16 protein-coding genes, 8 tRNA genes and 1 rRNA gene are annotated in these 15,585 nt (G+C 48.4%); 3 read left to right on the top strand and 22 right to left on the bottom strand.

The window, feature by feature from the left end:
- Positions 1-156: 156 nt before the first annotated feature.
- Together K6T23_RS01120 and K6T23_RS01115 are read left to right on the top strand one after the other, a co-directional pair.
- Entirely contained in the window at positions 157-1,101 is a 945-nt protein-coding gene (locus tag K6T23_RS01120) for a polysaccharide deacetylase family protein (RefSeq protein ID WP_238283412.1), read from the top strand.
- A gap of 144 nt (positions 1,102-1,245) precedes the next feature.
- On the top strand, positions 1,246-1,890 hold the full coding sequence (locus tag K6T23_RS01115; protein WP_238283411.1) for a hypothetical protein: 645 nt from the start codon (positions 1,246-1,248) through the stop codon (positions 1,888-1,890).
- Between the two features lie 87 nt (positions 1,891-1,977).
- On the opposite strand, the gene K6T23_RS01110 is transcribed toward K6T23_RS01115, so the two are convergent.
- The 12 genes from K6T23_RS01110 to sigW all read right to left on the bottom strand — a co-directional run bounded on the left by K6T23_RS01110 (position 1,978) and on the right by sigW (position 12,793).
- Positions 1,978-2,595 (bottom strand): HAD family hydrolase, encoded by a 618-nt coding sequence (locus K6T23_RS01110; protein WP_238283410.1) that lies wholly within the window; start codon positions 2,593-2,595, stop codon positions 1,978-1,980.
- Between the two features lie 13 nt (positions 2,596-2,608).
- The gene (locus tag K6T23_RS01105; RefSeq protein ID WP_238283409.1) at positions 2,609-3,079 is read right to left on the bottom strand and encodes a site-2 protease family protein; all 471 of its coding nucleotides are present in this window, start codon (positions 3,077-3,079) and stop codon (positions 2,609-2,611) included.
- A 112-nt stretch (positions 3,080-3,191) separates the two neighbouring features.
- Positions 3,192-3,611: a VOC family protein gene (locus K6T23_RS01100; RefSeq protein WP_238283408.1), complete on the bottom strand. Its 420-nt coding sequence runs from the start codon at positions 3,609-3,611 to the stop codon at positions 3,192-3,194.
- A gap of 97 nt (positions 3,612-3,708) precedes the next feature.
- Positions 3,709-4,242 carry a GNAT family N-acetyltransferase gene (locus K6T23_RS01095; protein ID WP_079513727.1) on the bottom strand — a complete coding sequence of 178 codons (534 nt, stop codon included), beginning with the start codon at positions 4,240-4,242 and terminating at the stop codon, positions 3,709-3,711.
- Between the two features lie 23 nt (positions 4,243-4,265).
- Complete coding sequence (locus K6T23_RS01090) at positions 4,266-4,997, bottom strand: class I SAM-dependent methyltransferase (RefSeq protein ID WP_238283407.1); 732 nt, start codon at positions 4,995-4,997, stop codon at positions 4,266-4,268.
- Between the two features lie 14 nt (positions 4,998-5,011).
- Positions 5,012-5,440, bottom strand: a complete 429-nt coding sequence (locus K6T23_RS01085; protein ID WP_238283406.1) for a cytidine deaminase — start codon at positions 5,438-5,440, stop codon at positions 5,012-5,014.
- A 205-nt stretch (positions 5,441-5,645) separates the two neighbouring features.
- A complete protein-coding gene (glmS, locus tag K6T23_RS01080) occupies positions 5,646-7,448 on the bottom strand; it encodes a glutamine--fructose-6-phosphate transaminase (isomerizing) (protein WP_238283405.1) in 1,803 nt (600 codons plus the stop codon).
- 476 nt (positions 7,449-7,924) lie between these two features.
- Entirely contained in the window at positions 7,925-9,274 is a 1,350-nt protein-coding gene (gene glmM, locus K6T23_RS01075) for a phosphoglucosamine mutase (RefSeq protein WP_238284361.1), read from the bottom strand.
- A 17-nt stretch (positions 9,275-9,291) separates the two neighbouring features.
- Positions 9,292-10,542: a CdaR family protein gene (locus tag K6T23_RS01070; protein WP_053427866.1), complete on the bottom strand. Its 1,251-nt coding sequence runs from the start codon at positions 10,540-10,542 to the stop codon at positions 9,292-9,294.
- Complete coding sequence (gene cdaA, locus K6T23_RS01065) at positions 10,543-11,370, bottom strand: diadenylate cyclase CdaA (protein ID WP_048007329.1); 828 nt, start codon at positions 11,368-11,370, stop codon at positions 10,543-10,545.
- A 210-nt stretch (positions 11,371-11,580) separates the two neighbouring features.
- Positions 11,581-12,213 (bottom strand): anti-sigma factor family protein, encoded by a 633-nt coding sequence (locus tag K6T23_RS01060; protein WP_238283404.1) that lies wholly within the window; start codon positions 12,211-12,213, stop codon positions 11,581-11,583.
- A 16-nt stretch (positions 12,214-12,229) separates the two neighbouring features.
- Positions 12,230-12,793 carry an RNA polymerase sigma factor SigW gene (sigW, locus tag K6T23_RS01055; protein ID WP_048007331.1) on the bottom strand — a complete coding sequence of 188 codons (564 nt, stop codon included), beginning with the start codon at positions 12,791-12,793 and terminating at the stop codon, positions 12,230-12,232.
- 359 nt (positions 12,794-13,152) lie between these two features.
- Here sigW and K6T23_RS01050 point away from each other — a divergent pair, with 359 nt between their 5' ends.
- The gene (locus K6T23_RS01050) at positions 13,153-13,314 is read left to right on the top strand and encodes an aspartyl-phosphate phosphatase Spo0E family protein (protein WP_079513717.1); all 162 of its coding nucleotides are present in this window, start codon (positions 13,153-13,155) and stop codon (positions 13,312-13,314) included.
- A 56-nt stretch (positions 13,315-13,370) separates the two neighbouring features.
- Here the strand turns inward: K6T23_RS01050 and rocF are convergent, their stop codons facing one another.
- The 10 genes from rocF to rrf all read right to left on the bottom strand — a co-directional run bounded on the left by rocF (position 13,371) and on the right by rrf (position 15,508).
- Positions 13,371-14,273, bottom strand: coding sequence for an arginase (gene rocF, locus K6T23_RS01045; RefSeq protein ID WP_079513715.1), 903 nt, complete (start codon positions 14,271-14,273; stop codon positions 13,371-13,373).
- A gap of 180 nt (positions 14,274-14,453) precedes the next feature.
- Positions 14,454-14,526, bottom strand: a tRNA-Lys gene (locus K6T23_RS01040).
- Between the two features lie 5 nt (positions 14,527-14,531).
- Positions 14,532-14,606, bottom strand: a tRNA-Gln gene (locus K6T23_RS01035).
- A gap of 62 nt (positions 14,607-14,668) precedes the next feature.
- Positions 14,669-14,752, bottom strand: a tRNA-Tyr gene (locus K6T23_RS01030).
- 14 nt (positions 14,753-14,766) lie between these two features.
- A tRNA-Thr gene (locus K6T23_RS01025) sits at positions 14,767-14,842 on the bottom strand.
- Positions 14,843-15,044: 202 nt separating this feature from the next.
- Positions 15,045-15,120: transfer RNA gene (locus K6T23_RS01020), tRNA-Val, on the bottom strand.
- Between the two features lie 11 nt (positions 15,121-15,131).
- A tRNA-Glu gene (locus tag K6T23_RS01015) sits at positions 15,132-15,206 on the bottom strand.
- Positions 15,207-15,234: 28 nt separating this feature from the next.
- A tRNA-Thr gene (locus tag K6T23_RS01010) sits at positions 15,235-15,307 on the bottom strand.
- A gap of 2 nt (positions 15,308-15,309) precedes the next feature.
- Positions 15,310-15,384, bottom strand: a tRNA-Asn gene (locus K6T23_RS01005).
- A gap of 7 nt (positions 15,385-15,391) precedes the next feature.
- A 5S ribosomal RNA gene (rrf, locus tag K6T23_RS01000) occupies positions 15,392-15,508 on the bottom strand.
- Between the last annotated feature and the right edge of the window lie 77 nt (positions 15,509-15,585).

Genomic DNA, 15,585 nt, shown 5'->3' with positions numbered 1-15,585 from the left:
AGTAACAAAAAAGTTACAACGTTTGACGGCGGTTTGTAACCGATTAGTAACCCTTTTATGAGAAGAATGTTTTACCATGGGAAATAGAGACAAACAGCGAGAAGAAAGGTGAGGGGAATGCAACAGCAGGAACGAAAATACAACAGGAGATTAAACGTGAAACGGGTCATCTTGAGCGCACTGACCCTCGTACTTATCCTATTATCCAGTATACTGATCAAAGATATCGTGGTGGCCAAGAGCTCTGGGGTCGGAGACAAATGGATTGCCTTCAACCAATCGGAATCCCCCTTGGGCGGCGAAGCAGCCAAGACCAACGAACAGGAAAAACCGGAAAAGACCGAGGATACCGAAAAAGAACAGCCTGCTGATAAAGAACCGAAGGACGACACGGACCAGCAGGCACAGAATGATCAACAAGAAACCACGGAGCCTGACGAACAAGCTCCTCATGCTGAAACACCGGATCAGGGCACTGATCAAGAAGAACAGGCGACAGAGAAAAAAATCGTCTATCTGACATTCGATGACGGTCCGAATGAAAATACCGAAGGCATCCTTGAGCTGCTCGATCGATACGATGCCAAAGCCACCTTCTTCATGCTTGAACCGAATATGAAGACATACAGCACTGTTATTCAGGATATGGTCGCTGCCGGTCATTCCATAGGGATGCACGGCGTCAGCCATGATGTGAAAAAAATCTATCAATCCAAGGACAGCGTGGTAGGGGAAATGAAACAAGGGCAGGCGACACTTCAAGAACTCACCGGTGTAACCAGCGATCTTATCCGCGTCCCATACGGTTCCGTGCCGAATATGACACCTGCCTATCGACAGGCCGTGAACGATGCCGGATTCCGGCTGTGGGACTGGGATATCGACAGCGAGGACTGGCGCTTCCTGAGCCCGGCCTACGTTCCGAACGTCATGAAACAACTCGAAGACTATCAATATCACGAAACTCCGCGGGTCATCCTCATGCACGACAAAAAGACGACCCTCGCTTCCCTAGACCGCCTCCTTCAGCAGCTGACCGAACAGGGCTATGAAATGAAGGCCATCGATCAGGAGATGGAGCCTGTGACGTTCAGGGGGTAAAAAGAAAAGATCATCCGTGCACGATTCATGAAGGAGAAGCAGGAGCAACCCCAAGACTCAAGTCCCAACTTGAGTCTTTTCTTATATCCAAGCTCACGTTAAAATGGAAATAAATACATATCGCATCATCAAAGGAGCTTTTCAATGATTAAAAATAAAGGGTCATTTGTTTTGGCCATCATCATCCTCTTCATCTGCATGCTGCTATTCTTCCCATTCCCTGAAAACAAGCTGAACGGTGCCACCACGTCATTCATGTCATTTCCTATCAACGATCAAGATGGCTTCAACACCGTGGGGATTATCGGTAGCATCCTTTATATTGCTGCCATAGTCTTATTGGTAAGTAGCCTTAAGAAATACCGCATCCGCCTTGTCTTCCTTACCATGTTCGCCTATGCATTGGTTCCCACCGCTGCCATCTGGCTCTATCAACATACGTTGGCCAGTGGCATCTACGCCCTTTCCTATGACAACAGAAGCGAGTGTACATTTGAATCATATGGGGACGGACATATTTATGCTGCGTGCAATATAGAATTGAAGAATCATAGCCGAAATGATGTCTCATTCAACCTGGAGCTCCTCGAATCCACATACGATAAGCAATTCCCACTTGAGGAATTCCTCAAAGGCAGCTATCCTGTAACCGTGAAGGGAAAAGGCAGTCAGACCGTCCTGATCGAGGATGAAATCGATCGCCCCGATCTTAAAGATGAATTCAACGGATCGTCCTCCGGATTCCTTCGGATCAAGGCGACGGACGGGGACTCGGAACGGAGATTCTAACGAGACATGGCTCGATTTTAGTACAAAAGAAAGTAGCCAGGGAACGTATCCTTGGCTACTTTCTTCTCCCTTCTAAAATAGCATGAACTAATACAGCTTCACCAAATCCTCGAACGCCTCAAGCACCGCATCATGCTTCTCCACCTTGCCGAATCCATATTTGGCGTAGACAAATGGGATCCCCGCATACTCTGCGGCTTTCCGGTCACCGTCCGTATCCCCGACATAGACCGGGGCTTTCAGGTTGTTCCTCTCCATGATCAGCTTGATGTTTTCTCCTTTACTGAGCCCCGTGCGTCCGGGATTCTCGAAGTCTTTGAAAAAACGCTCAAGCTTGTGATAATCATAGAACGTTTCGATATAGCCGTCCTGGCAGTTGCTGACGATGAAGAGCTTATAGGAATGGGACAGGGTCTCAAGCACCTTTTCCACATCCGGATAAAGTCTTCCACCCCGTTCGCCGAGGAGCGCTTCTTCCCGTTCCAGACATGCCTTCAACATCCTCGACCGTACCTCTTCATCAACGTCCGGGAATAGCCTCTCCTCGATTTCTTTCACCTGCAGGCCCATGACCCCTTCAAAATCCTCACGCGTCATCGTCTGCCCCGCTTCATCGTGCTCCTCAATCGTACGATTCCACGCTTCCAGAACCGTATCGATCGGATCCCAGATCGTTCCGTCCAGGTCGAATATGATACTATCCATCTATGAACCTCCTTTATGCTGATAGAGAATCTTTCTTCCAAATGGTCACCAGCCATTTTCCGTCACTGTATAAGCCTGTAGAATACGTCATTGGGAATAGGGCCGATAGAATAAGCATACCCGTCACACCGAAATAATACCCATCCAAGAAGTGGTTATGATCGGTATATACCTTAATGAGAATGAGCAAAGTGATGGTCACTGCATTGAACAGCACGCCCCCGACGGCGATGAAGGACAGCTTCAGACGGCTTTTTGATATCTCCGGCGTCCCTTCATACCGGCACATCCCAAAGATGAAAAATTGTTTATTCACCTGTACATGTCCCACCCGAAAGAGGGGTTCACCGATTCCAACCTCGATATTCGTCACCCGACCTCCGAATATCTTCACAAAGAAAGCGTGACCGTACTCGTGGATCAGGACATTGAGTGGTTGAAAAAGGAAGAGGGCGACGGCATAGGCGATGAGGTTTTCAAGCATTGTTCTCCCTCCTTTTTATGGTTTATATTTCCATAATAACAAAAAAGAAGAGTATGTAACATATTACTCAAATAAAAAAGACCTTCTAGTCGAAAGTCTTTTAAATCACTTCTCACCCAATGCCTCCCGTATTCATCAACACCACTCGCCAGCCCTCGGGATCCTCTATCGTGATGCCCTTCTCCTTCCAGTAGGGATTCTCAGGTTCCACCGGCCCGTATCCCATTTCTGCAAGTCTGGATACAATCTTCTCCATTCGATCACTATCCGGGATATAGAAAACAAGGAGATTATCTTTTGTCGGTGCCTCACAGGGCCCTTCGTCTTCGCGGGTCGTGAACTCCAGATGATACGCATGGCCCGGGAGACCGAGCATAATCCCATCATACCCATTGTGCGACTCGAATCCGCCTATCTTCTTCAGCCCGATGCCTTCCATATAAAAGCGGATGACCTCGGCGAACTTCCTGGTTGGACGCGCGATGCGGAACTGGACGACTGGAAGTTCTTCATTCCATTTTTCTTTTTTCATGGGTGCCACATCCTCTCTGACCACATTGTAGCCTGTGGGAACGGGCACCGCATTGGGGGTTGGTCCCATCTTTTTTACGACCTTTGGCCGTGTTCAGTCACATTTCGGGATCAAGATCCGCCATCAGCATGCCGTACACGAAACTGTCCGTCCACTCACCCTTATTCCAGTAGTCCTGTATGAAGTGGGCTTCCTTCCTCATCCCGATCCGCTCACACAGTTTAGATGACGCTTGATTCCGACTGTCGAGGGTCGCCTGGATCCTATGAATATCGTATTCTATGAAAAGTCGCTTTACGAGTCCCCTGAGAGCTTCCGTCGCGAAGCCTTTCCCTCCTGTCTCCCTTGCAAAGCTATATCCGATCTCCACCGTATCCTTCATGCCGGTGTACCATACCGACAAATCTCCAATGACCCTGTCTCCTTCGACCACGGCGAGGCTCAGGCCCGATTCACTGGAGAGAGCTTGATTCTGAATCTTCTTCCGGAACCGCTCCTCCCTATCCTCCGTGGTCCATGGGCCGTGGAGAAGATAGCGGCATGTTTCTTCTTCTTGATAGATCGTATATACATCGTGGATGTCATCCTCAGTGAACGGTCTGATGGTGAGTCGGTCGGTTGTGAAATGCATATGGTTCTCCTCGCTTTCCTGCTCTATATGGTGCCTTCAAACACGAGAAATGGATTCCCTTTGCCGTATCCATCCAACACTTCATGGACGGTCACGTTCACAAACCCGCTTTTATGAAGCAAATCCTTACACTCTTCTACTCCGTAGATGCGCATCGGAAAATCCATCAGCTCTTCTTTTAGTACCTCTTCCTTATGTATAAGGTGGTACTTCAGCTTACTATTCAGAACCCTGCTGTCCTTGTCATAGGTCATCCGCTTGTATTCTATGATGGTATTCTTTCCATCTTGAAGTCTATTGGTCTCTTTCCACTCCGGGCAGTCATTAGCTGCCTGCTGGATGATAGCTGTGATCAGTAGTTTACCACCCTGTCTTAGGGACTCCTTTAAATTCCTCAGGCACAGCGGGACGATTTCTTCCGGAAGAAGGGAGAACGACCCGAATGGGATCATGATCAAATCATAGGTATCTTGCCGGTTGAAGTGCCTCATATCTTGATGGAAGACACGAGGCTCCATCCCCAAGTCATTCCCCTTCACCATGCATACCTTCAACATTTCATCCGAGATATCAAAGCCCTCAATATCGATCCCTCTCTGCATGAAAGGAATGAGCATCCGCCCGTTTCCGCACATAGGCTCCAGCACCTTCATCCCTTCGGTCACATGGGATAGATAAAAGGCAAGCTCCTCCCCTTCAGCAATGGACTTCCCGCTTTCGTATACCTTCGTGCAAAGCTCCCCGTAGTAGTCCATTTTCTACACTCCCTTTACGTAGATGACCTTGTATATTTCAATGGGATCAGCTCCCCAATCCTGGTTTTCACCAGCTTACCGTCCACCTCCAGGATGACCAAGCATTCGGGTGAATAATCAGCGATCAATTCCCTGCACATGCCGCATGGACTCACGACACGGATCGTGCGATCAACTTCGTCGGAATAGGGGTGCCGGACAGCCACGATGGTATGGAAACCCTTGTGGCCGGAAGAGACTGCACTCCCCACGGCGATTGCCTCGGCACACACGGTTACACGTCCAATGTAGGCTTCGATATGTACAGCAGAGACAATATCACCCGAATCCGTGCGCAGGGCTGCTGCTACGTGGTGTTTATCATCTTCATAGAGCATAGTGATCTTATCTTTGGCAGATTGGATCAGTACGAAGTCCTCAGGTGTTAAATCTAGTATATTCATCTCTTGTCGCCTTTCTGTAGGTACCTTTATTTTCAGGAATACTCAGTTAATAAAGAAGATGCCCGTTGGTGACAAGCATATTCTTTACCCCGTTACCATCTATAGTATGAGAATTGGAAATAGAAAGCCAGCAAAAAAAGTCCCCCGCATTTACCCATGCGGGGGACTTTAAAGCATATTCAGTTCTTACAACTCTACGAATTTCCTACTCAACCGTAACAGACTTAGCCAGGTTACGTGGCTTATCGACATCACAGTCGCGGTGCAGGGCAGCGTAGTAAGAGATGAGCTGCAGTGGGATGACAGAGATAAGAGGTGTTAACAATGGGTTCACCTCTGGGATGACGAAGCGGTCTTCTTCGTCTTCCAGGCCTTTCATGGAAATGATACAAGGATTGGCTCCGCGGGCTACGACTTCTTTGACGTTACCACGGATTCCAAGGTTTACTTTTTCTTGTGTCGCCAAGGCGATGATCGGTGTGCCTTCTTCGATGAGGGCGATGGTTCCGTGCTTCAGCTCGCCTCCTGCGAATCCTTCGGCTTGGATGTAGGAGATCTCTTTTAGTTTAAGAGCACCCTCGAGTCCAACGAAGTAATCCATGGAGCGTCCGATGAAGAAGCAGTTGCGCGTAGTGGCAAGGTATTCCTTGGCAATCGCTTCGAACTCTTCTTTCGTATCGCAGAGGGCTTCCATGGCAGTAGCAACGATTCCAAGGTCGTGGACAAGGTCGAAGCCTTGTTGAACGCCGATGGCTTTTCCTGCTGTATGACCAAGGATGGCAAGGACTGCAAGCTGAGCTGTGTACGCTTTGGTAGACGCAACCGCAATTTCAGGACCCGCGTGAAGAAGAAGGGTGTGATCCGCTTCACGTGAAAGCGTAGAGCCTGCTACGTTCGTGATGGTGAGGGATTGGTGACCCAATTCCTTCACTTTGACGAGTACGGCACGGCTGTCCGCTGTTTCACCACTTTGTGAGATGAAGATGAAGAGCGGCTTCTCAGATAGAAGCGGCATGTTGTAGCTGAACTCGCTGGCAACATGTACTTCGACAGGGATATTGGCGCTTTTCTCGATGAACTGCTTCCCGACAAGACCTGCATGGTAGCTTGTTCCGCATGCTACGATGTAGATGCGGTCCGCTTCCTTCATGGCCCCGACGATCGGTTGGTCGATGTGAAGCTCGCCGTTTTCATCCTGGTACGCCTGGATGATCTTACGCATCACAAGTGGCTGCTCATCGATTTCTTTGAGCATATAGTGAGGGTATGTTCCCTTTTCGATATCGCTTGAATCGATCTCAGCTGTGTACGGGGCACGCTCCATCACTTCACCGATCAGGTTCTGGATTTCAACCTTTTCTTTGGATACGATGACCATTTCTTTGTCCATCAGTTCAACGAATTGATCCGTTACCTGGATCATGGCCATGGCATCACTTGCCACGACGTTGAAGCCTTCTCCAAGACCTACGAGCAACGGGCTCTTGTTCTTGGCAACGAAGATGGTTTCTTCGTTCTCGGCATCCAATAGGGCGATGGCATAAGAGCCTTTAAGGAGCATGAGAGTTTGACGGAATGCTTCCTCTACATCGTTTCCTTCGCTTACGAGTTTGTCGATCAGCTGTACGATGACCTCTGTATCGGTTTCACTGACGAAGTTCACTTCTGTAAGGTATTCACGCTTCAGCTGTGAATAGTTCTCGATGACACCGTTATGAACGATAGTGAAGCGTCCAGACGTGCTTTGGTGGGGATGGGCATTGTCGTGGCTTGGCACACCATGTGTCGCCCAGCGCGTATGTCCGATCCCTGTATGGCTTTCTACGCTGCTGTCTACGACTGCGCGAAGATCCGCGATACGTCCCTTTTCTTTGAACACGTGGATGCCTTCTTCATTCTGAACCGCGATACCGGCAGAATCATATCCGCGGTACTCAAGCTTCTCAAGACCTTTTAACAAGATTTCCTTTGTATCTGCATTTCCGATATATCCAACAATTCCGCACATGTGAATAGTTCCTCCTTGAAAGTACAAGGGGGCAAATCTCGTTTGGGGACAACTTGCCCCCTTATCTCTATTTGTCATTTGTATTAGGGTCACTTGAACCTTCCCTTTGTCCACCGGGTTGCCCCGATGTTTTGAAGAAGGATCATACGGTTCTGTGACTAGAACCGGGAGGCACCCGCCGATCGATCGATAGAACCTCCACCTCGTCAACTAAGCAGCCGCTTAGTCCTGGCGCTTTTTATAAATCGTACAACCTCTTTCCACCTTTCCATTCTTGAGTCAAGTGTTTCCAGTATGTTGAAAAATTAAAAACAAAATCATCATACACCAGTTGCTTATCATCCGTCAATCAAATTATGGATGTACCGACCATTTGTTAGCGGTTTGTCACTGCTTCGCAACATGGTGACCAAACGACCATTACTATAAAATATGCATGAGGGGCCGTTGGTGACCCCTCATGCATGGAAAATCAACTATTCAGCCAGGCCCATTTCCGCCTGTACCACGGCGACGATCTCATCGACGTATTGGGAGCAAAGCTCTTCAGTCGGAGCTTCTGCCATAACGCGGACAAGAGGCTCGGTTCCGGATGGACGGACAAGAATGCGGCCGTTACCGTTCATCTCATCTTCCACCTTGCTGATGACCTCGCTCACCTTGGCATTATCCGTTACGTGATGCTTATCGGTCACACGGACGTTCACTAGCTTTTGTGGGAACTTCTTCATTTCACCCGCAAGCTCTGATAGGGATTTCCCCGTGATCTTCATGATGTTCACAAGCTGGATTCCTGTAAGAAGCCCATCACCTGTCGTGTTGTAATCAAGGAAGATGATATGGCCAGATTGTTCCCCGCCGAGGTTATAGTTGTTCTTCTTCATTTCCTCGACCACATAGCGATCTCCCACGGCCGTCTGGATGCTTTGGATGCCGTGCTCCTCAAGTCCTTTATGGAAGCCGAGGTTACTCATCACAGTGGATACGACCGTTGATTGCTTCAAGCGGCCTTCTGATTTAAGGAACTTCCCGCAAATGTACATGATCTGGTCTCCGTCGACGATGTCTCCATTTTCATCGATGGCGATGATCCGGTCTCCGTCTCCGTCAAAGGCAAGACCAAGGTCCGCTCCTTTTTCCTTCACCATTTCAGCGAGTGCTTCAGGATGCGTGGAACCGACTCCTTCATTGATGTTCAGCCCGCTCGGAGATGCCCCCATCGTGGAAATGTCAGCATCGAGATCGGCGAACAGATGCGTCGCAAGGGAAGAAGTGGCACCATGTGCACAATCGAGTGCGATATGTAGTCCGTCGAAGTCTTCATCCACTGTTTGTTTAAGATATTGCAGATACTTTTGTCCACCTTCGAAGTAGTCACTCACCTGACCGAGATCTCCGCCTACCGGACGCGGAAGGTTGTCTTCAGTAGCGTCAAGGAGCACTTCGATTTCATTCTCCTGATCATCAGACAGCTTGAATCCGTCGGGACCGAAGAATTTGATTCCGTTGTCTGCCACAGGATTGTGGGAAGCTGAGATCATGACCCCTGCCTGTGCTCCCAGTGCCTTTGTCAGATAGGAGACACCTGGTGTGGAAATGACGCCAAGTCGCATGACTTCCGCTCCGATCGAAAGGAGTCCTGCAACCAGGGCGCCTTCGAGCATATGTCCTGAGATCCGTGTATCCCTTCCAATCAATATTTTGGGACGTGTGGCATCCTTCGTCAGTACGTAACCCCCGAATCTACCCAGCTTAAATGCCAGTTCAGGTGTCAGTTCCGAGTTGGCTACTCCCCTTACTCCGTCTGTTCCAAAATACTTACCCATCATTATTCTCTCCTTTTTCAGCCCTCGGCTGATGTGTTCTTATCTTTGATTTCTACGGTTACGGTCTTTTGTGACAGGGTCCAGTCCACGTTATCCGGTCCCTGTGCAGTAATCTCCACCTCATGTTCACCCGGCTCGAGTCCCGAGAGGTCGAGGGCAAGGGAGAAGTCATCCTTCGTCACCTTGCTCACCTCATCCTGGGGGCCGCTGAGAGAGACATCCACTGCCTCTGCCTCGGGAGACGTCATGGTGTACTCATAGTCTTCCGGGAGACCCTCCGGTGTGATCTCGAGACCCGTCAGTTCCTTATCCTCATCTGTTGAGACATCGATGGTGATCTCGACTTCTTCCGGTGTCACCTTATTGAGATCGGACTGCGGGCCGATTTTCACTTTCTTCGTCGTATCTTTCTTGATGTCGGAGAGGTCCACTTCGGCAAACAGCTCCTTCACTGTATCGAGGAGGCTCTGATTTCCGAAAATGGTAGCTTCTTTTGGTTTGACGCTGATGGAATTGAGCGTCACGCCTTCAGGCAGCTCACCCTTCTCCTTCACCGAAATGGGTACGGACTTGCTCGGGTTGGTGACCGAGACCGTCACATCGACCGTTTCCGGTTCCACTTCGACATCCAGTTTATTATAGTTACGGTCGAGCACTTGTACCTGTGCTTCCCTCGTGACATTCTGATTGATTTCATTATCGACATCGATGGTCGCCTTCACATAGGTGATGCGCTCCACTTCGTCTTTTGCTCCTGTCACCTTCACGGTTTTAGGCTCCACTGCCAGCCCCTGGGCATCATAGCCGTCGGCAAGCAGTCCTTCATTGAACTCGGGCTCGACCCCGAATTCCTTCGTGACCTTCTCCTGTACCGACACATTCACATAGCCGGGGTTGACCTTCGCCTGCATCTTATCAGATAGGTTGTCTATTTTGACTTCCACCTGATGATTCCCGATGCCGACGTCATTCAGGTCGACATACACTTGGAAGTCCTTCACCTGCTTGGCTGCTTGTACGAGGGCTTTCGGTCCCTCCAGCCTGACGTTCACCGTCTCGGGCATACCCGTGACGACAAGGTTATCACTGTCATAAAACACTTCAAGTGGCACATCCTGAACGGTTTCCACATCTTCTTGAGAGCTTCCGCTACTCGGGCGATTCGCTTCTTTTTGAAGATCGCCGAAGTTGACGGACATATAGAGGATGAGTGCAAGCAGTAAACCGACGATGCGCATGAACCAACGGCTTTCCATAAACTTATCCATCTATTTCTTCCCCCTCCAGTTCCATTTCACCGAGGAAGCATTCGAACGTTCGCCCACGAGCTCATTCGTCAGGATCTCTTTGAAACGATCCAGAGTCAGGTCGCGATAAAGCTCACCATTCTTCGTAATGGAGATGGCGCCTGTTTCCTCAGATACAACGATGGTAATGCTGTCTGTCACTTCGCTGACACCAAGCGCCGCCCGATGACGCGTACCGAGCTCCTTTGAAATGAACGGGCTCTCGGATAGTGGCAGATAGCATGCCGCTGCCGCAATTTGATTCTTCTGAACGATGACGGCACCATCATGCAAAGGTGTATTCGGGATGAAAATGTTGATGAGGAGCTCAGATGAGATCTTCGAATCGAGGGGAATCCCCGTCTCGATGTAATCACTCATCCCCGTTTCCCTCTCAAGGGTCAAAAGGGCCCCGATGCGACGCTTCGCCATATAACTGACCGCTTTGGTCATGGATTCGATGATGCGCTCTTGCTCTTCATCTTCCTGCATGCCGGATCTCGAGAACAGGCGGCCACGGCCGAGCTGTTCGAGGGCCCGTCTCAGTTCGGGCTGGAAGATGATGATGATGGCAAGGAATCCCCAGGTCAATGCCTGCTGCATCATCCATCCAAGGGTATCAAGGCCGAAGATGCTACTGAGACCCCTTACAATGATGATAACGAAAATTCCTTTTAATAATTGTACTGCTTTCGTGCCTTTAATCAGCATGATGAGTTTGTAGATTACAAACCACACCACGAGAATATCTACAATATCGGAGACATAATCCAGTGCGGAGTAATCCGTAAAAATATCGAGAAACGGCATATTACATCCTCCAATAGCTTAATCGAAAGCGTAAGCCGCCATGTGGCTTCTTCATTTTCGTAACTTTTTTAGTATATCACATTTTGTCCTTGTCCATTAAAAGACACCCATGGCCTCTCTTGCTTTGAACTTACGTTTTACAGAAAAAAACTGACACCACGTGAATGCCAGCCCATAGAGGGATCGTCATCCACGTCCCTCTAGTCTATCTTAATTTTCAACCATTTGCGAATTTCCTAAATCCATGGTTCCTTTGACGCCTTCTTTGATCTTATACCAAAGCCATCCAAAGGCTTCATCAATCTCGTTGATGTCACCGGTCACACTTCCTGCAGAAGCGAGATACTTATCACCGTTGATGACGGTCACATCCCCCGTGACCTTTCCTTCTATCTTCACATCGCCATTGCGTACGGTCAAATCACCCTTGACCACTTCCCCTTTTGGGACGAGGACCGTATGATCCTGTACGACGAGATTATCGTGCTTTGTGAATGCGAAATCATCATTTCCATTCCATGATGTGAAAAGTCCTCCGGTCATGAACGTCAAGAACAGCGCTGCGGCTGTAATAAGCGGGTGGTTTTTCAACCATCGCTGGAATCCTACTTTTTTCTTCTCCTTCGGAAGCCTTGCCATCACACTGTCAGTGAACCCGCTTGGTGCACTGATATGCGAAGTGCTTTGTACAAAGGCGATCGCTTTTTTAAGCTCATGAAAATGATGCTGACAATCATCGCATTCCTGCAGATGCTTCTTCAGTTCCGATGCTTGAGCGCTTCCTATATCTCCATCAAGATAATCATGCATATATTCGATGACTTCTTCAGGACATGCTTTCATGAATGCTCCCCCTCTCTTACAAAGATCGTAATTGCTTCCGTAGGGCTTCACGCCCTCTATGCACCCTCGTCTTCACTGTACCGAGCGGCATATCCAATATCTCACTGATTTCTTGAAGGGGTAGCTCCTCAATATACTTTAATACGATGACAGATCGATATTTCTGAGGTAATTTTGAAATTTCTTTCTGGATCGTCTCTTGGAGCTCCATATTCTCGACTTCTTCTTCAGGGAGCTGGATATCAGCTGCGATTTGAGAATACATGGTCAGTCCATCCGTCCCGGCTACTTCCGCATCCAGGAAGTAATCGGGTTTTTTCTTGCGTATCCGGTCTATGCACAGGTTTGTCGCGATCCGGAACAGCCAGGTGCTGAACTTCCTGTTCTGATGGAACGTCTCGATATTCACATAGGCCCTTATGAAGGCCTCCTGTGCAATATCTTCCGCTTCATGCCGATTGCCAAGCATCCTGTAGCACAGTTGGAATACCTTGTCTTTGTATAACTCCACAATTTCTCCAAATGCGTTCTGATCGCCTTTGAGAACCTGTTTAATTCTTCTATTGATGATTTCGTCCATTCCTCAACCTCCGCTCCATGCGGGTATCGTTATATACGTTACACCCTATTGAAAGGTTTCATTAATTTTATGATGTTTTTTATGTTTTTTTCTTCCACCATGTTCAGGACCTTTTATCGATGAATCCGCCCCTACTTTGTGAGGTACAGCCCATATGGCTCAATGCACCAATATAATGGACGTATGTAAGCTGAAAAAGTTACCGAAGATATAGGTAAAAACGATGAAAAACGCAGCCTGCAACCTATATGAAACGGTCTCTCCTCATTATCCTAACAAATTTTCGGATGAAAATGTTTACAATTATTTCAAAAGGGGTATAAAGGGACTAATTATTTATATTTAGGGGGATTTTGGAAATGAGAGTACGAGTACGTGATCTACTGTTCGAAATAGAAGACTGTCGTCGTCAGATGGTCGAGATGGCACTGAAATCATCATTCGCAGATGAGCAGGTCGTCGATTTGAGTGTGAGGCTCGATGATCTACTAAATCAATATCAAGGGTTTAAACACCATTGACCATACAAAAAAGCTGATCCCTGTGGTAGGATGATCAGCCTTTTCTTTTGTATCGATTAAAGAAGTTTTTCTCCAAATAGGGAGCCCATTAGCGCCACTGCCACCGTTGCCGTCTTATTCTTTTCATCCAGGATCGGATTCACTTCCACGAACTCTGCAGACGTAATCAGTCCGGATTCCTCCAGCATCTCCATGGCAAGATGACTTTCACGATAGCTGATGCCGCCGAGGACCGGTGTTCCCACTCCCGGTGCATCGCTCGGATCCAACCCGTCAAGATCAAGGGACAGATGGACACCGTCCGTTTTCTCCTTCAAATAATCAATCGCATCTTCCATCACGTTTGCCATGCCGAGACGATCGATTTCATGCATGGTGTAGACCTTGATGCCCTTCTCCTTTATAAGCTCCCTCTCGCCTTCGTCCAATGATCGGGCTCCGATCAATACGACATTCTCCGGTTTGATCTTTACGCGGTCATGCCCAATGTCCAAGAGATCCTCATGACCAAGCCCCAAGCTCACTGCAAGCGGCATTCCATGAATGTTGCCTGACGGGGATGTATCTGCCGTGTTCAAATCTCCGTGAGCATCATACCAGATCACGCCCAGGTTTTCGTAGTGAGGCGAGACGCCTGCAAGCGTGCCGATGGCAATACTGTGGTCTCCTCCGAAAATCAAAGGGAAATCTCCGCCTTCAATCACATCGTCCACTTTTGCTGCCAACGTCTTGCTTGCCTCAACCACCGCCTTAAGATTGCGAAGGTTCGTATCCCTGTCCTTATGTACCCGCTCCGCCTGACCGATCTTGATATCTCCAAGGTCCTTAATGGCGTAGCCTAGATCCTCTAGCCTTTCAATCACACCTGCATATCGAATAGCGCTCGGTCCCATATCGACTCCACGCCTCATTTGACCCAAGTCCATCGGTACCCCAATAATCGAAATATCCTTCTTCATCCCAACCATCCTCTCATCGTTGTATCTCCCTCCATTGTATCCGCTTTCACACAAATGACTCAACTGCACATATTCATGTATATATATGCGGACTTCCCTAAGCTTCTTATTTAGGTTCTACCTCACACACTTTCCATAACAAAAAACTCCCACGAAAGAATTCGTGGGAGTTTTTCATGATGAGCCATGAAGGATTCGAACCTTCGACCCTCTGATTAAAAGTCAGATGCTCTACCAACTGAGCTAATGGCTCATAAATGGCTGGGCTAGCTGGATTCGAACCAACGCATGTCGCAGTCAAAGTGCGATGCCTTACCGCTTGGCTATAGCCCAATAAAATGGCATAAAAAAGGGACATTTATAATGATGTCCATTTCACAAAAGATTATACAAAATGGTGGAGGGGGGCAGATTCGAACTGCCGAACCCGAAGGAGCGGATTTACAGTCCGCCGCGTTTAGCCACTTCGCTACCCCTCCAGCTAAAGGAAAAATGGTGCCGGCAAGAGGACTTGAACCCCCAACCTACTGATTACAAGTCAGTTGCTCTACCAGTTGAGCTACACCGGCATGTTCAGTTGTACTTGATCAGCAACACTCTTTGCATCCACCCAGCTAAAAATAAAAACCCGTGAAGGTGATTGTTTTAGGCTTGTGTGTTAGTAAAAAAGAGCTTATGGTACGTTATTTTCACTCCGCTACGCTGCGAGGAAAAAATTCAATAACTTTAAGGTAAGTTATTTTCACTCCGCTGCGCTTCGTGAAAAAACTATGGTGGAGGATGACGGGATCGAACCGCCGACCCTCTGCTTGTAAGGCAGATGCTCTCCCAGCTGAGCTAATCCTCCGAATATAAAAATGGTGACCCATACGGGATTCGAACCCGTGTTACCGCCGTGAAAGGGCGGTGTCTTAACCGCTTGACCAATGGGCCAGTCCTGATGTTTCTCAAAAAAAAATAAAGCTTCCAACCGGGCTCGAACCGGTGACCTCTTCCTTACCATGGAAGCACTCTACCTGCTGAGCTATGGAAGCAATGGCTCCACAGGCAGGACTCGAACCTGCGACCGATCGGTTAACAGCCGATAGCTCTACCACTGAGCTACTGTGGAATGAATAGCCTGGCGACGTCCTACTCTCACAGGGGGAGATCCCCCAACTACCATCGGCGCTGAAGAGCTTAACTTCCGTGTTCGGCATGGGAACGGGTGTGACCTCTTCGCCAATGTCACCAGACAAATTGCTTACAATGACAAATATTATTATATAATATTTTCAAGGTTTTTCAAGGGGTAATTTAAAAATTATTCCCT

Origin of the sequence: Rossellomorea marisflavi (assembly GCF_022170785.1) — a bacterium.
Taxonomy (GTDB): domain Bacteria; phylum Bacillota; class Bacilli; order Bacillales; family Bacillaceae_B; genus Rossellomorea; species Rossellomorea marisflavi_B.
This window is presented reverse-complemented; position numbering and strand designations above follow the sequence as displayed.

What these genes read in the sequence shown, in the direction of transcription:
- K6T23_RS01115 (WP_238283411.1), top strand. Translation starts at nt 1,246, where the DNA reads ATGATTAAAAATAAAGGGTCATTTGTTTTGGCCATCATCATCCTCTTC.
- K6T23_RS01110 (WP_238283410.1), bottom strand. Translation starts at nt 2,595, where the DNA reads ATGGATAGTATCATATTCGACCTGGACGGAACGATCTGGGATCCGATC.
- K6T23_RS01105 (WP_238283409.1), bottom strand. Translation starts at nt 3,079, where the DNA reads ATGCTTGAAAACCTCATCGCCTATGCCGTCGCCCTCTTCCTTTTTCAA.
- K6T23_RS01100 (WP_238283408.1), bottom strand. Translation starts at nt 3,611, where the DNA reads ATGAAAAAAGAAAAATGGAATGAAGAACTTCCAGTCGTCCAGTTCCGC.
- K6T23_RS01095 (WP_079513727.1), bottom strand. Translation starts at nt 4,242, where the DNA reads ATGCATTTCACAACCGACCGACTCACCATCAGACCGTTCACTGAGGAT.
- K6T23_RS01090 (WP_238283407.1), bottom strand. Translation starts at nt 4,997, where the DNA reads ATGGACTACTACGGGGAGCTTTGCACGAAGGTATACGAAAGCGGGAAG.
- K6T23_RS01085 (WP_238283406.1), bottom strand. Translation starts at nt 5,440, where the DNA reads ATGAATATACTAGATTTAACACCTGAGGACTTCGTACTGATCCAATCT.
- glmS (WP_238283405.1), bottom strand. Translation starts at nt 7,448, where the DNA reads ATGTGCGGAATTGTTGGATATATCGGAAATGCAGATACAAAGGAAATC.
- glmM (WP_238284361.1), bottom strand. Translation starts at nt 9,274, where the DNA reads ATGGGTAAGTATTTTGGAACAGACGGAGTAAGGGGAGTAGCCAACTCG.
- K6T23_RS01070 (WP_053427866.1), bottom strand. Translation starts at nt 10,542, where the DNA reads ATGGATAAGTTTATGGAAAGCCGTTGGTTCATGCGCATCGTCGGTTTA.
- cdaA (WP_048007329.1), bottom strand. Translation starts at nt 11,370, where the DNA reads ATGCCGTTTCTCGATATTTTTACGGATTACTCCGCACTGGATTATGTC.
- K6T23_RS01060 (WP_238283404.1), bottom strand. Translation starts at nt 12,213, where the DNA reads ATGAAAGCATGTCCTGAAGAAGTCATCGAATATATGCATGATTATCTT.
- sigW (WP_048007331.1), bottom strand. Translation starts at nt 12,793, where the DNA reads ATGGACGAAATCATCAATAGAAGAATTAAACAGGTTCTCAAAGGCGAT.
- K6T23_RS01050 (WP_079513717.1), top strand. Translation starts at nt 13,153, where the DNA reads ATGAGAGTACGAGTACGTGATCTACTGTTCGAAATAGAAGACTGTCGT.
- rocF (WP_079513715.1), bottom strand. Translation starts at nt 14,273, where the DNA reads ATGAAGAAGGATATTTCGATTATTGGGGTACCGATGGACTTGGGTCAA.